The organism is Corynebacterium sp. LaCa_70, from assembly GCF_058182015.1.
In genome coordinates, this window is the sequence record NZ_CP190914.1 from 541,889 (window position 1) to 555,936 (window position 14,048).

A 14,048-nucleotide genomic window follows, 5' to 3' on the forward strand; every position below is an offset into this window, starting at 1 on the left:
ACCTAAAAATATGGAGCCGAAATGACACAGGAAGAACACGCCCAGTCTAAACAGCAATGCAAGATTGCCGTTGTCACCGGGGCTACCGGCGGTATGGGCCGTGAGATCGCTGCTGACCTTTCGCGTGACCACGTCGTGTACGCCCTGGGACGCAACCAAGCAGGCCTCGATAAGCTTGCGGAATGCGCCAACATCACCCCGGTACATGCCGATCTGGTGGCAGAATTGCTTGCCGACGACGCACAGCCGGGCGCCCAGCTTGCTGACGTCCTCGGCTTGGAGAACGTCGACGTTGTTGTGCACGCCGCGGCGATTGCAGAAAAGAAATCCGTCGACGATGCCACCCCGGCAGACTGGCGCAAACATTTCGACATCAACGTTTTCGCCGCCGCCGAACTGACGCGCCAGCTGCTGCCAGCCCTGCGGAAAACCGAAGGCGATGTCATCTACATCAACTCCGGAGCCGGCCACGGTGGGCATCCGAACAACGTCGTCTACGCCGCCACCAAGCATGCGCTGTACGCCGTAGCGGATTGCTTGCGCAAGGATGAACGCGATATCCGCGTGACTACCGTCGCGCCGGGCCCTACGGATACCGCGATGTTGGAAGGCTTGATGGGCGACTACAACGCCGAGCACATGATTGCACCGGCGGAAGTAGCGCGCGCAGTACGCAGCTGCGTGGAGGCGGGCCCCACCACGCAGTTCACTGAACTGCGGGTGCGCCCGCGCATTGAGCTAGCAGACCGCTAATTACTCGCCGCGGTCAATGCGCTGGTTGCGCAGCGCACGAGCGGTGCGATCGCGGCCTTCCATCACGAGCCGGCGCAAGCCAGCAGACATATCGCCAGCCAGGAAGTCGTCGGCACGCTGCAAGCCTTCTTCGGTTTTGTCCCAGAATGGGTACGTGCCAGTCAATACTGCCAGTGCCATTTCTGGGGAAAATTCTGCCCACACCTTCTGGGCATCGGCGAAGTAGGACTCATTGAATTGCTCCAGGTGCTTCGCCGAGCCTGTGAAGGTCAGCCCCAGCATCTTGAAGCGGGCTTCTAAGTTGCCCAACTCGCCGGTGCGCAGCTCATCCCAGATGCGCTTCTTATTCTCGTCGCTGTTGATAGCAGCCTCGACCTGGAGCGCAGCCTGCGCGCCAGACGAGGTTTTGTCCAGCTCGCGCTGCTGGGCGATCTTTTCGCGTACGGCGGCTTCCTCACCGATGGCGCCGTCGGCAGCCAGTGCAGTCAGTGCCTTCCATCGCAGCCCGGCATCCTCGTCATTATCCAGGATGCCCTGCAGGTAGATGCGAGTGGAATCGACCAACGGCAGGTGGGACAACGTCTTGATGAAGATCAGCGCGCGGTCTTCGCTGCCGTTTTCTGCGGCAGCCTGGAAAGCCTCGCCGAGGAGTTGCGCGCCTTCGGCATCGGCCCACTCCTGGTCCGCGTAGGCGGTGAGGGCGGTGACGGCTTGGCCAGTGATGCGCTCGAGCACCGCCATTTCTGTTTCTGCCTGCGCACCACGGGCAACCAGCTGCACGAAATCCCGGGCCTTCAGGCTGCCGTCGCGGGTCATCTCCCACGCAGCAGACCAACACAGGGTGCGAGCCATCGGATCGGCGATCTTGTCGATGTGCTGCAACAGGGTGGCTAGGGAACGCTCGTCGAGTTCCGGTAGGCAGTAGGTTAGGTCGTCGTCGTTGACCAGCACCAAATCCGCGATTGGCGTGCCGACCAGCTCGTCGACGTTGGTGAACTCGCCGTCGATATCCAGCTCGACGCGTTTGGTGCGCACCACCTTTTGCGACTGTTCGTCGAAACGGTACAGCCCCACGGCGATGCGGTGGGTGCGCAGGGTCTCACCGGCCTGGTGTACGGCAAAAGAGGTGTAGGTCTTGCCATCATCCTCGGTGCGGGCAGCCAAGGTGTTGACACCGGTGGTCTTCAACCACTGCTGCGCCCACCAGCTCAGATCACGGCCGGAGGCATCCTCCAAGTGGCCCAGCAGATCTTCGAAGGCGGCGTTGCCGAATTTGTGTGCCTCGAAGTGGCGACGCACACCGGCGAAGAATTCTTCGCGGCCGACATAAGCTTGCAGTTGCTTCAGCACCGAAGCGCCCTTGGCGTAGGTGATGCCGTCGAAGTTCTGCTCGACAGTCTCGATGTCCGAGGCGTCGGTGGAGATCGGGTGCGTCGTCGGCAGCTGATCCTGCTGGTAGGCCCAAGATTTCTCGATGTTCGCGAAGGTGACCCACGCGGTGTCGTACTGGGTTTCTTCGGCCTGTGAGATCGCCGCGGCCCAGGTGGCAAAGGACTCGTTGAGCCACAAATCATCCCACCATTGCATGGTCACCAGATCGCCGAACCACATGTGCGCCATCTCGTGCAAGAACGTGTCGGCGCGGCGTTCGTACTGGTAATGGGTGGCTTTGTTGTGGAAGACAAACTCGTCGCGGTGGGTGACACAACCGGCGTTTTCCATCGCGCCCATGTTGAACTCTGGGCACAGCACCTGGTCGTATTTGCCGAATGGGTAGGCAATGCCGAAGTTGCGGTGATAAAAATCAAAGCCCTGCTTGGTCTCAGTGAACAGGCGCTCGGCATCGAGGTGTTTCGCCAGTGATTGGCGGCAGAACAGTGCCAGCGGCACGGAAATTTCGCGCTCTTCCTCGCTGGTTTCCGGGTGCGCGGTGAGCGTGCCTGTCCATTCGTCGCTGACCTGGTAGTAGTGGCCGGCGCACACGGCGATCAGGTAGGTGGAAAGTTGATAGCCGATCCGTGAATTCCACTCGCGGGAATCGCCATTATCGGTAACCGTGGAAGTCTCGTTGGTGATCACCGTCCAGTCGCGCGGAGCGGTAATCGAGAAATCGTAGGTCGCCTTCATATCCGGCTGGTCAAAGCACGCCAGGATGCGTTTCGCGTCGGCAGTTTCGCATTGCGAATACAGATATACGCGGTCATCAGCAGGATCGACGAAGCGGTGGAGCCCCTGCCCGGTGCGGGAATAGGGGATGCGCGCTGTGACATCAACGCTGTGGCGGCCCGGCTCCAGACCCTGCAGCGGGATGCCGTACTCGGCGTCGTACTCGGTCGGCTTTTCGACGCCGTCGATAAATAGCTCCACGATTTCGTCGGCACGCAAATCCAGGAAGGTATCTGCCTGCTGGCCGTCACGGACTTCGAAGTCGACGACGGTGTGGGAGGTGAAAAATTTCTCGGAGACGGTGAGATCCAGCGCCACCTTATAGTTGTGCACCTTGATCTGTCGTGAGCGCTGTTGAGCCTCATCGCGCGTCAGGTTTAGAGAAGTCACGGAATGAATTACCTTTCTTCTGCGTTGTACTTAATGCTGCGGTTGATCCATGCTACGGCCGGTCGATGTTGCGCCCGGTACCGCAGTGCTATTAGGTCATGAAGTTGTTCGCACCCAGCTTAATGTCTCCATAGGATGGGTGGTGGCCAATTAAGTCCAAATAAGGACCATTTAAGGATGGTCAAATAAGAATTAAGGAGAACACAATGGAAACCGTACGTTTTTGGTTTGATGCTTCCTGCCCGTTTGCATGGCAGACATCCCGCTGGATGAAGGAAGTCGAGAAAGTCCGCGACGTGCAGGTCGAGTGGATGCCGTTTTCTCTGTCCGTGCTGAATGAGGGCGCAGATATTCCGGCCGATTATGCCGAGATGATGAAAGCCAACTGGGGACCAGCCCGGGTTGCTGCCGCGTTGAAAGATCAGCACCCTGACAAGGTTGATGCCTATTACACGGCTTTGGGCACATTGATTCATAAGCAAGGCAACGGCGGCCAAAAGGGCTACGGTGCTTACGATGATTTGATCGTGCAGGCTTTGCAAGACATCGACGCCGACGTCGAGCTGGCGAAATTGGCTAATAGCGACGAGGTCGATGAGAAGCTGCGCGCATACCACCAGCAGGCCATTGACTTGGTCGGTAATGATGTGGGAACTCCGGTAATGCAATTGGGTGATGCGGCGTTCTTCGGCCCAGTTATTACCCGTGTTCCAGAAGGCGAAGAGGCTGGGGAACTTTTCGACGCTGCGCTGCGTTTAGGACAGTATCCATACTTCTTCGAACTGAAACGTTCCCGAACCGAAAACCCACAGGTGTAACTATGTTTGGTACTTTTATTACTTCTCTGATCATCGCTGCTCTGGGCGGTGCCGCTGCCTTTTATTCTTGGCGGCAAAATGCCATGGTGGCTTTGATTTCTGCAGGCGTGTGCTTGGTTGCCTCCATCGTTGCTGTGATTACCGGCCTGGCATCCACCGTGGCCGTCGTGTTCAAGCTTCTGCCATGGCTGCTGCTGGCATTGGGCATTTGGTTGGTTTATCGCATGATTACTAACCGCAATTCTGCTGGTGCTGAAGCTGATGCTCCGGCGCAGCGTCCAGCGCGTTAATCGCTGATGCGGTAGGCGTGCACACTGTGTTTTAGTGTGGTTTTAGCGCCTTAGCGTCTCAGTGCGGTGAACTATTGCACCGTACTACCGCAACGCTGAACAATTTAGCCGTCTGGTTTCTGCCAGGCGGCTATTATTGTGTGTATGCGCGTTTATCTTGGAGCAGACCACGCAGGTTTTGAGACGAAAAACCTGATCAAAGACCACCTGAACAAAGCTGGCTATGAGGTGATCGATTGCGGTGCACACACCTATGACGCCGACGATGATTACCCAGCGTTTTGCATCGACGCAGCGACACGCACCGTGAACGATCCAGGCTCGCTGGGCATCGTTCTGGGCGGTTCTGGAAACGGTGAGCAGATTGCCGCTAATAAGGTAGAAGGTGCACGCTGCGCATTGGCGTGGTCGCCAGAAACTGCACGCTTGGCGCGTGAGCACAACAACGCACAGCTGATCGGTATCGGTGGACGCATGCACTCGGAGGAAGAAGCACTGCAGATCGTCGATGCGTTCTTGGATCAGGAATGGTCGGCAGCGCAGCGCCACCAGCGCCGCATTGATATTTTGGCGGAATACGAGCGCACTGGTGTAGCCCCAGAAGTACCAAGCGCCTAAATAACTGAGGCTGCTGACGAAGCACCCCATTGTTGAACCAACAATGGGGTGCTTGCTTAGCTTAGGCCTTGGTTTTAGAAATCGAAGCCGAGGTCAAACAGGCCGCCGTCATCGCCGCCCCCGAATAGACCACCGCCGTCGTCCATACCTGCATCGTCCATGCCGCCCATGTCATCCATTCCATCCATGTCGCCGCCATCTGCGCCGTCCATACCATCGGCACCGTCGGCTCCAGCACCATCTAGGCCTTCGCCAGCCCCGGATTCAAAATCTTGAGCACCATAGCCAACGCCTGCCATTCCGGAAAACATCATGGAAAACATCATCGCCGAGCTCATGGCCCATACGCCGGTAAGCAGTGCAGGCTCCCACCAGCGGGTGGAATACCAGCCAGCTGGTACCGGACGCCCAGCAACCTTACCGCCAGGGTAATAGTGCGGGGCATCGTCACTGGCTTTCGGCGAAGCAATGATGTGTTCACCTTCGTGGTCAATCTCGCGGCGCTCGGTTACTTTGCCAGCGTTGCGCTGGCCTTCCAGCGGTGGGATCTCCGGACCGGTAGACATGCCCATGATCTCGCGTGCCGCGTTGGCATAGTGCATACCTTCGAGTGCGGATTCGCGGGCCAAGCGGGCTTGCTTCACGGTGGTGGCAGAAGATAGTGCCGAGGTTGCCGCGTTGTGGCGCTCGGAGGCATCAGACATGGCTTGCTTCGAGGCGGTATCGGTGCCGTCGATGCTGTAGACCTGCGAACCTAAGCGGTCGATCCAGCGCTGTGCGTCGGCACGCGCGTCGTCCAGCTCATTCTGGTTGTTTTGTTCTATTTGCTTCTTGTTGTTCCGGCTGGCGACATAAAACGCGATGCCGACGCCAAGCAGAACGATCAACAGAATTTCCATGCTTACTCTCACTCCCAAAATGTTTTGTCGCCATTCTAACGATTCTGTACGGCAGCGGTGTACAGGAGTATCCGTGCCGCTTTACCAGCTATTAATTGGAGCTAAGGGGCGAATTTTGGCGCTATCGCGATTATGTTGTAGGCTATTGAACGCACCGCAAAGGTGTAAGGGGAATGTCGTATAGTGGCTAATACCTCAGCCTTCCAAGCTGAAGACGCGGGTTCGATTCCCGTCATTCCCTCCACATCATCCCGTGGGGCTGATCGCTAGTAACCTAGCAGCGCTGAGGAAATATCTGCACAGATATAAACACTCAGTTGTAAGATCAGTCTCACGGGATTTTTCTACTGCCAAATCGGCGTAGGCTGGAATGCTGTTGAACAATTATTCATAAACAGCGTATTCCAAGGAGCTTTGACTACATGTCGAAAACCTACGCAGACTTCCTCATCGACACCCTCGCCAAACAAGGCGTGCGCCACATTTACGGCCTCGTCGGTGACAGCCTGAACCCCATCGTCGATGCCGTTCGCCGCCACAAGGACATGGAATGGATCCACGTCCACAATGAGGAATCCGCAGCTTTCGCCGCTGGCGCAGAATCCCTCGTTACTGGTGAACTCGCCGTGTGCGCCGCCTCCTGCGGGCCGGGAAATACTCACCTGGTGCAGGGGCTGTACGACGCCCACCGCAACGGCGCCCGCGTCCTGGCACTGGCCACCCACATCCCGAGTGAAGAAATTGGCACCGGCTTCTTCCAAGAAACCCACCCGCAAGAAGTGTTGAAGGAATGCTCCGGCTATATCGAAGTCGCGCATTCCGCGAAGCAGGGTCAGCGCATCCTGCACACCGCCATGCAGAATTCGATTGGCAACAAGCAAGTATCCACGCTGGTTATCCCCGGTAATATCGCGGCGGAGAAGGTCGACGAGCCGGTGAGCGGTGGAGTAATCGCCCGCAAGAAGGGGCAGATGATTCCGGACGCTGCCGACGTCGACAAGCTCGTTGCCGCCATCGACAAAGCAGGAAAGATCACGCTGTTTGTTGGTGCTGGTTCTGCCGGTGCGCACGACGAGATTATTGATCTAGCGACTCATCTGCACGCCCCAATCGGGCACGCGCTGGGCGGTAAAGAAGTTATTCAATACGACAACCCGTATGACGTCGGCATGTCCGGCCTCCTGGGCTACGGCGCCTGCTACGACGCCTGCCAGGATGCCGATCTGCTGTTAATGCTGGGTACGGACTTCCCATACGTGGACTTCTTGCCAGATGGCTCTGACGTCGTGATCGCGCAGGTTGATAACAACCCGGAGCATCTGGGACGCCGCGCGGTACTCAGCCACGCTATCTGCGGCGATGTGCTACCAACCGTCAACGCGCTGCTGGAAAAGACGAAGAAAAAGACGGACCGTTCCTTCTTGGACGCGATGCTGAAAAAGCATGAGCGCGAGTTGACGCATGTGGTGGATGCGTATACCAAAAACGTCGAGAAGCACACCCCGATCCACCCGGAGTTCCTCGCCGATCAGATTGATGAGCTGCTTGACGACGACGCCGTGGTCACCGTCGATACCGGAATGTGCAACGTGTGGGCGGCTCGTTATATCAACCCCACTGGCCGTAACCGCGTGATTGGTTCTTGGAAGCACGGCACCATGGCCAACGCGCTGCCACAAGCCATTGGCGTGCAGCAAGCAGATCGCAACCGTCAGGTTGTGAGCTTCTCTGGTGATGGCGGCTTGGCGATGTTGATGGGTGAGTTGTTGACGGTACGTCGCAACAATCTGCCGGTGAAAACCGTGGTCTTCAATAACTCTTCGCTGGGCATGGTGAAACTGGAGATGCTGGTCGAGGGCATGCCGGAATTCGGCACCGACCACGATGGCGTGGACTATGCCGGTGCTGCTGAAGCCTTGGGCATCCCTTCGGTGCGCATCACGGACCCGAAGAAGGCGCGCCAGCAGCTGAAAGAGGCCTTGGAGATGGACGGTCCGGTATTGATCGACGTCATCACCGACCCGAATGCGCTGTCCATGCCGCCAACACTCGAATTCGAGCAGCTCAAGGGCTTCGCCTTGGCAGCTGGCCGGACCGTTCTCGACGGTGGTGTGGGCAAGATGCTGTCGATGGCGCGGTCAAATTTGCGCAACATTCCGCGTCCATAAAAAATTACGCCGTAAGCGCGTACGGTTTAACGTTTCAGCTCGGCCGCGAGTTCGACAGCTTGGCGGATAGCACGTGCGGCGTCGAGCTCAGCGGCAACATCCGCGCCACCAATAACGTGCACGCGGGAGCGTTGCTCCTCGGTTAAGCTCTCGAAGTCTGCTTCGATGACTGACTCTTGGCCGGTGCACAACACGATCGTGTCGACATCCAAGACGGTGTCGGTGCGGTTATTTTTCAGGTCGTCTTCCAGCTCGGCGACCTTCTCTTTATCTCCCGCCTTCTGTGCCTTCCGGATAGCCTTCGAGGTCTTGGTGGCGTCGTTGACCGGCACATTCAGGTGCAGCCCGTCGTTGTCGATCTTCGTGTAGGCAACGCCACTGACCTGCTTTACACCGGCTGCTGCCACGGAAATACGGTGCACCCATCCGGTGGTGCGGTTCAGGCCCAACCCTTGCGGTGAAGGCTTGCGCTGCAGCATCGTGATTTTGCGCTGCGCCCGTGGCGGGTGCGGGCGTTCCAGGTTGCCGGGCAGATCCGCGCGGCGGCTGACACCCCAGGCGGATTCCCATTCGCCAATGGTTGCTGGTTGCGGCTCGGCGGTGATGTCTGCGGTGGTGGTGTCCGCAGTTCCAGCAGTTCCATCAGCCCCCGCATCAGCTGGAGCTTCCACCAAATACTCTGCGACGTCGAAGCCGATCCCACCGGCACCAGCAATCGCCACCTTCTTGCCAGCCTGCTTGGCACCAGAGAGCAATTCCGCGTAGGTGATGACGTCGACGTTGAACTCGCCAGCCATGGCCTGTTCGATGCCGGGAATTTCCGGTATGCGTGGGCGCACGCCGGTGGCGATCACAACCTCATCGAAACCTGCGGCGAAAGCTTCGTTGGCCGTCATCGGGGTAGAAGTGGTGATTTTCACGTTGTGCGCATCCAGCCGGGTGAGCACCGATTTTAAGGAATAGTGGAATTCTTCTTTGCCAGGGATTTGCATTGCCAGGCGGAACTGCCCACCGACGGTGTCTGCTGCTTCAAATACTTCGACGGAATATCCGCGTTTAGCCAGTGCTTCTGCACCAAATAGGCCAGCGACACCGCCGCCGATCACCGCAGCTTTGGGGGCAGCGTTTCCTGAGCTACCAGGAATTTCATCAGCACCAGTGTTGCCTCCGTTGATCGGCTGCAAGGTCAGCTCGGTTTCGTAACCGGCACGGGGGTTGACCAGGCAGGTAGCGCGCTTGTTTTCAAAAACATGGTCCAGACAGGATTGATTGCACGCAATGCAGTGGTTGATCTGGCGCGCGTTTCCAGACTGCACCCGGTTGATAAATTCTGGATCCGCCAACCATGGCCGGGCCATCGAGACGAAATCGGTTTCTACGCCGGTGTCATCCCAGGTTCCGGCCAGTACTTGCTCGGCAACTTCTGGGGTGTTGATGCGGTTGGATGAGACCACCGGAATGTTGACATGTTCTTTCACACGCGCGGTGGCCCAGCTAAATGCTGCACGCGGCACGCTGGTGATCACCGTTGGTACCTGGGCTTCATGCCAGCCGATACCGGTGCTGAGCATGTCGACTCCGGCTTCTTCCAAGCCACGTGCAAGCTCTAGGATTTCGGTTTGGGTTTGGCCCTCTTCGACCAATTCAAGCATGCTCATGCGGAAATCCACCAGAAAATCGTCGGGCACGGCTGCACGCACAGCCCGGGCGATTTCCAAGGCGAACAGGCTGCGTTGCTGGCCCCAGCGGTCGTCGCGCTGGTTGGTGCGTGAGGAAAGGAATTGGTTGATCAGGTAGCCTTCCGAGCCCATGATCTGCACCCCGTCGTAGCCGGCCTCGGCGGCGAGTTTGGCCGAATGAGCGAAATCCTGGACGGTTTGTGCGACTTCTTCGTCGGACAGCGCACGAGAAGGAAACGGGCTGATCGGTGCTTGGGTGGCGCTAGCGCTGACCGATTCCATGTGGAAGGCGTAGCGTCCTGCGTGCAGTAGCTGCAGAAACGCCAGGCTGTCGTGTTCGTGGACAGCCGCGGTGACTTGTTTGTGGGCGTTCACCATGTCCTCGTTATTGAACGGGTGTGCAAATGGGCTTAAAACACCCAGCTGATTCGGGGAATACCCACCGGTCACTACGGCCGCGGCACCACCCCGGGCGCGTTCTGCGAAGTAGGCTGCCAGTTTCGGCGCGTCGGCCGGGTCGTCTTCTAAGCCGGTGTGCATCGAGCCCATGATTGCGCGGTTACGGAAGCGTTTCTTGCCGACGGTGATCGGTTGGAGTAGTCGCGAATATGCGGAAGCGTCGGTGGCAGGGTTGGCAGGCGAATCGTGGTTAGTGGCGTTGGCAGTGGATTGAGAAGCAGAATCAGTCACGGAATGTGTCATGCGTTACACAATAGCGTGTGTGCTGCATAACAGAAATTCGTCACCGCTCATGGGTGGGGAGAAATAGTCGACCCCGGCTGTGCGCGATGAAAATAGGGCAGGTAGACTACGGGGTCGTGTTCACATGCGGTTGCTGCGTGTGAGTGATCACGGGGCGTAGCGCAGCTTGGTAGCGCGTCTGCTTCGGGAGTAGAAGGTCGCAGGTTCAAATCCTGTCGCCCCGACAAATGGGGCCCTGGGCGTGAGCGCTAAGGGCCCCTGTTTAATAAAATAAGTAATAGAACTATCCCTCGATGAGAAACCAGGAGAGTTACTCGTGAAGACAACCGTCGACAAGCTGAGCGATACCCGCGTGAAGCTCACCGTGAATGTCCCATTCTCTGAGCTTGATAAGGAAATCGACGCAGCCTACAAGGCCATCGCGCAGCAGGTGACTATCCCAGGTTTCCGTAAGGGTAAAGCTCCTCGTCAGTTGATCGACGCGCGTTTCGGTCGTGGCCCAGTACTGGAGCAGGTCGTCAACGACATGCTGCCGGTCAAGTACGAAGAGGCCATGAAAGAAAACGACATCAACCCAATCGGTCAGCCTGAGGTTGATATCAAGCAGATTGAAGACAACGACTTCGTGGAATTTACCGCAGAGGTTGATGTCCAGCCAGATATTGAGGTACCGGACTTCTCCAAGTTCAAGGTATCCGTTGCTCCACTGAAGTCGCTGGATGAGGCAACCGAAGAGCAGGTTGACCAGCTGCGTGACCGTTTCGGTGAGTTGAAGGAAACCAAGCGTCAGCTGAAGACCAATGACTTCGCTGTGATCGACTTGTCTGCCGAAATCGACGGTGAAGAGATTGAGGATGCCAAGGTAGAGGCGATGTCCTACCAGATCGGCTCCGGCAACTTGATCAAGGGCTTGGACACCGCACTGCGTGGCATGAAAACTGGTGAGGATAATTCCTTCACCGCGAAGCTGGAAACCGGTGAGCACGCAGGTGAAGAAGCGGAAGTTTCCGTACACGTACAGAAGACCCAGGAGCGCAAGCTGCCGGACTTCGACGATGAGTTCGCCCAGATGGCTTCTGAGTTCGACACTGCCGACGAACTGCGCGATGCCATCCGTACTCAGGCTGAGGAATCCGTCAAGGCACAGCAGGCGGCAGAGATCCGCGATGAGATCCTGAAGGCTGCCCTGGAAAAGGTTGAGTTCGAACTGCCAAAGACCGTGGTTGATGACCAGGTGCACAACCAGTACCACCAGGTGCTGGGCCAGGTTGGTGGCGATGAGAAGGCCCTGGCACAGCTTTTGGAGGCGCAGGGTACTTCCCGCGAGCAGTTCGACAAGGAAGCGCGCGAATCCGCCGAGGATTCTGTACGGACCCAGCTGTTCTTGGATGCTGTGGCCGAGCAGGAGCAGCCAGAGGTTTCTCAGGAAGAGCTGACTGAGCACATCATGTTCACCGCTCGTTCCTACGGCATGGAGCCGGGCCAGTTCATGCAGCAGCTGCAGCAGGCTAACCAGTTGCCAAACCTGTTCGCCGACGTCCGTCGCGGCAAAGCGCTGGCTATGGCTATCTGCAACGTCACTGTTGAAGACACTGACGGCAACTCCGTGGATCCGAAGGATTACTTCGGCGAGGAAGACAACAATGACGGCGCCGACGATGCTGCTGCCGAAGCACAGGAAAACACCGAAGAGAAGTAAAATCTTTTCAGCACGCTGATGCATAATGCCCGCCGGGTCGAGCTCATGCAGCTCGGTCGGCGGGTTTTGTCTAGCTAGCACTGGTCTATTACTGGCAGCCAGTCCTTGCGCATCGGAGGTGTGCAGCAGGTGCTAGTGGGTACTGGGCTGGTGCAAACGCTGACAGCGAACACACCTGACGTGCCCGAAAGCGGCGGGTACTCTGGTGTCATTGAGGACGACGACTAACAGGAGTTGGAAACACTAATGTCTGACAAAATTACGAGCGACGCAGGTTCGACAGGCATGAACCTGGGCGACTCTGTCTATGAGCGTCTGTTGCGTGAACGAATCATCTTCCTGGGTACCCAGGTGGACGATGAAATTGCGAACAAGTTGTGCGCGCAGATTTTGTTGCTGTCCGCGGAGGACCCAAACCGCGACATTTCCCTTTACATCAACTCCCCAGGTGGCTCGGTGACTGCTGGTATGGCGATCTACGACACCATGAAGTATTCGCCGTGCGATGTGCGCACCTACGGCATGGGGTTGGCTGCCTCTATGGGACAGTTCCTGCTCACCGCGGGTGCACCAGGCAAGCGTTTTGCCCTGCCGCACGCGCGCATCATGATGCACCAGCCATCAGCTGGCGTCGGTGGTACCGCAGCGGATATCGCTATTCAGGCGGAGCAGTTCGCGCAAACGAAACGTGAGATGGCGGAACTGATTGCAGAACACACCGGGCAGACTTTTGAGCAGGTCACGAAAGACTCTGACCGCGACCGTTGGTTCACCGCGCAGCAGGCACTGGAGTACGGCATGGTCGACCATGTTATTTCCGCCGCCCAAGGCGGCACCGTCACTAACTAGGCACGAACCACGAAACAGGTTAGAGGAGAACTACTTTCATGTTGAACCAATCCCAGATGCCATCGTCGCGGTACGTGCTGCCGTCGTTTTTGGAGCACTCCGCGAACGGCACGAAGGAAACCAACCCGTACAACAAGCTGTTTGAAGAGCGCATCATCTTCTTGGCTTCTCAGGTTGATGACACCGCAGCCAACGACATCATGGCACAGCTGTTGGTACTGGAATCTCAGGATCCAGACCGTGATATCACCATGTACATCAACTCGCCAGGTGGCTCTTTCACTGCGTTGATGGCAATCTATGACACCATGCGCTTCGTGCGCTGTGACGTGCAGACAGTGTGCCTGGGCCAGGCTGCATCCGCCGCTGCTGTGCTACTGGCTGCAGGTTCACCGGGTAAGCGTGCTGCGCTGCCGAACTCTCGTGTGTTGATTCACCAGCCTGCTACCTCCGGAACCCAGGGTCAGGTTTCTGACTTGGAGATTCAGGCCGCTGAAATCGAGCGTATGCGTACCTTGATGGAACGCACCTTGGCAGAACACACCGGCCGCAGCGCGGAACAGATCCGCATTGACACCGACCGTGACAAGATTCTGACCGCCGAGGACGCTGTGGAATACGGCATCATCGATCGCGTCTTTGAGTACCGCAAGGCTAACCACAACTAGTGTGTAGTCATTCGTCCTACATCGTAGGTTGGCTATTGTCGATGGAACTATAGCGGTTCCCCCACAAATCCCTTCCGCTGCCTAAGCGCGACGGAAGGGATTTTCTCTGTCTGCGTATGTCTGCTTGTGGATTCTTGTGTGTGGTTGGGGCGCTGCGCGTTGTGCGTTGCGATGGCCAGCGCGGTCAATTGTGTTCAGGTGCGATCAGGCGGGGCAGTTTTAGCCCCTAAAAATTGGGGTGCGTTGTGGTGTCAACCATAATCGCTATTTCATCGTGTGAGGCCTTAGAATTTATTGTTAGGAATGATATGAAATACATGGTGTGAATCACTAAATAGACGTTGTGCTA

The 14,048-nt window shown here is 57.4% G+C and carries 11 protein-coding genes and 2 tRNA genes; 10 read left to right on the plus strand and 3 right to left on the minus strand.

Features of this window, described 5'->3' with window-relative positions; translation table 11 throughout:
• The first annotated feature begins 21 nt into the window (after window positions 1-21).
• Window positions 22-753 (plus strand): SDR family oxidoreductase, encoded by a 732-nt coding sequence (locus ACP8MI_RS02460; RefSeq protein ID WP_049148546.1) that lies wholly within the window; start codon window positions 22-24, stop codon window positions 751-753.
• Here the strand turns inward: ACP8MI_RS02460 and pepN are convergent, their stop codons facing one another.
• Complete coding sequence (gene pepN / locus ACP8MI_RS02465) at window positions 754-3,309, minus strand: aminopeptidase N (protein WP_284571857.1); 2,556 nt, start codon at window positions 3,307-3,309, stop codon at window positions 754-756.
• A 206-nt stretch (window positions 3,310-3,515) separates the two neighbouring features.
• Between pepN and ACP8MI_RS02470 the strand changes: the two genes are divergently transcribed.
• The 3 genes from ACP8MI_RS02470 (at window position 3,516) to ACP8MI_RS02480 (ending at window position 5,035) form a co-directional block, all read left to right on the plus strand.
• Window positions 3,516-4,127, plus strand: a complete 612-nt coding sequence (locus ACP8MI_RS02470; RefSeq protein WP_018120926.1) for a mycothiol-dependent nitroreductase Rv2466c family protein — start codon at window positions 3,516-3,518, stop codon at window positions 4,125-4,127.
• A 2-nt stretch (window positions 4,128-4,129) separates the two neighbouring features.
• Window positions 4,130-4,417: a hypothetical protein gene (locus ACP8MI_RS02475; RefSeq protein ID WP_018120927.1), complete on the plus strand. Its 288-nt coding sequence runs from the start codon at window positions 4,130-4,132 to the stop codon at window positions 4,415-4,417.
• A 144-nt stretch (window positions 4,418-4,561) separates the two neighbouring features.
• Window positions 4,562-5,035, plus strand: coding sequence for a ribose-5-phosphate isomerase (locus ACP8MI_RS02480; RefSeq protein ID WP_018120928.1), 474 nt, complete (start codon window positions 4,562-4,564; stop codon window positions 5,033-5,035).
• Window positions 5,036-5,109: 74 nt separating this feature from the next.
• Here the strand turns inward: ACP8MI_RS02480 and ACP8MI_RS02485 are convergent, their stop codons facing one another.
• Window positions 5,110-5,934, minus strand: coding sequence for a hypothetical protein (locus ACP8MI_RS02485; protein WP_018120929.1), 825 nt, complete (start codon window positions 5,932-5,934; stop codon window positions 5,110-5,112).
• Between the two features lie 169 nt (window positions 5,935-6,103).
• Between ACP8MI_RS02485 and ACP8MI_RS02490 the strand changes: the two genes are divergently transcribed.
• Window positions 6,104-6,178 (plus strand) — tRNA-Gly (locus tag ACP8MI_RS02490).
• A 178-nt stretch (window positions 6,179-6,356) separates the two neighbouring features.
• Window positions 6,357-8,102, plus strand: coding sequence for a pyruvate dehydrogenase (locus ACP8MI_RS02495; protein WP_018120930.1), 1,746 nt, complete (start codon window positions 6,357-6,359; stop codon window positions 8,100-8,102).
• Between the two features lie 26 nt (window positions 8,103-8,128).
• Here the strand turns inward: ACP8MI_RS02495 and ACP8MI_RS02500 are convergent, their stop codons facing one another.
• On the minus strand, window positions 8,129-10,483 hold the full coding sequence (locus ACP8MI_RS02500) for an oxidoreductase (RefSeq protein ID WP_201809198.1): 2,355 nt from the start codon (window positions 10,481-10,483) through the stop codon (window positions 8,129-8,131).
• A gap of 150 nt (window positions 10,484-10,633) precedes the next feature.
• On the opposite strand from ACP8MI_RS02500, the gene ACP8MI_RS02505 reads away from it, so the two are divergent.
• The 4 genes from ACP8MI_RS02505 to ACP8MI_RS02520 all read left to right on the plus strand — a co-directional run bounded on the left by ACP8MI_RS02505 (window position 10,634) and on the right by ACP8MI_RS02520 (window position 13,699).
• A tRNA-Pro gene (locus ACP8MI_RS02505) sits at window positions 10,634-10,707 on the plus strand.
• Between the two features lie 92 nt (window positions 10,708-10,799).
• Entirely contained in the window at window positions 10,800-12,182 is a 1,383-nt protein-coding gene (gene tig, locus ACP8MI_RS02510; RefSeq protein WP_249606361.1) for a trigger factor, read from the plus strand.
• A gap of 246 nt (window positions 12,183-12,428) precedes the next feature.
• Window positions 12,429-13,031 (plus strand): ATP-dependent Clp protease proteolytic subunit, encoded by a 603-nt coding sequence (locus ACP8MI_RS02515; RefSeq protein WP_126844490.1) that lies wholly within the window; start codon window positions 12,429-12,431, stop codon window positions 13,029-13,031.
• Between the two features lie 38 nt (window positions 13,032-13,069).
• Window positions 13,070-13,699 carry an ATP-dependent Clp protease proteolytic subunit gene (locus ACP8MI_RS02520; RefSeq protein WP_049148560.1) on the plus strand — a complete coding sequence of 210 codons (630 nt, stop codon included), beginning with the start codon at window positions 13,070-13,072 and terminating at the stop codon, window positions 13,697-13,699.
• The last annotated feature ends 349 nt before the right edge of the window (window positions 13,700-14,048 follow it).

Coding starts and splice junctions, on each gene's coding strand:
- ACP8MI_RS02460 (WP_049148546.1), top strand. CDS start 22: ATGACACAGGAAGAACACGCCCAGTCTAAACAGCAATGCAAGATTGCC.
- ACP8MI_RS02470 (WP_018120926.1), top strand. CDS start 3,516: ATGGAAACCGTACGTTTTTGGTTTGATGCTTCCTGCCCGTTTGCATGG.
- ACP8MI_RS02475 (WP_018120927.1), top strand. CDS start 4,130: ATGTTTGGTACTTTTATTACTTCTCTGATCATCGCTGCTCTGGGCGGT.
- ACP8MI_RS02480 (WP_018120928.1), top strand. CDS start 4,562: ATGCGCGTTTATCTTGGAGCAGACCACGCAGGTTTTGAGACGAAAAAC.
- ACP8MI_RS02485 (WP_018120929.1), bottom strand. CDS start 5,934: ATGGAAATTCTGTTGATCGTTCTGCTTGGCGTCGGCATCGCGTTTTAT.
- ACP8MI_RS02495 (WP_018120930.1), top strand. CDS start 6,357: ATGTCGAAAACCTACGCAGACTTCCTCATCGACACCCTCGCCAAACAA.
- ACP8MI_RS02500 (WP_201809198.1), bottom strand. CDS start 10,483: ATGACACATTCCGTGACTGATTCTGCTTCTCAATCCACTGCCAACGCC.
- ACP8MI_RS02515 (WP_126844490.1), top strand. CDS start 12,429: ATGTCTGACAAAATTACGAGCGACGCAGGTTCGACAGGCATGAACCTG.
- ACP8MI_RS02520 (WP_049148560.1), top strand. CDS start 13,070: ATGTTGAACCAATCCCAGATGCCATCGTCGCGGTACGTGCTGCCGTCG.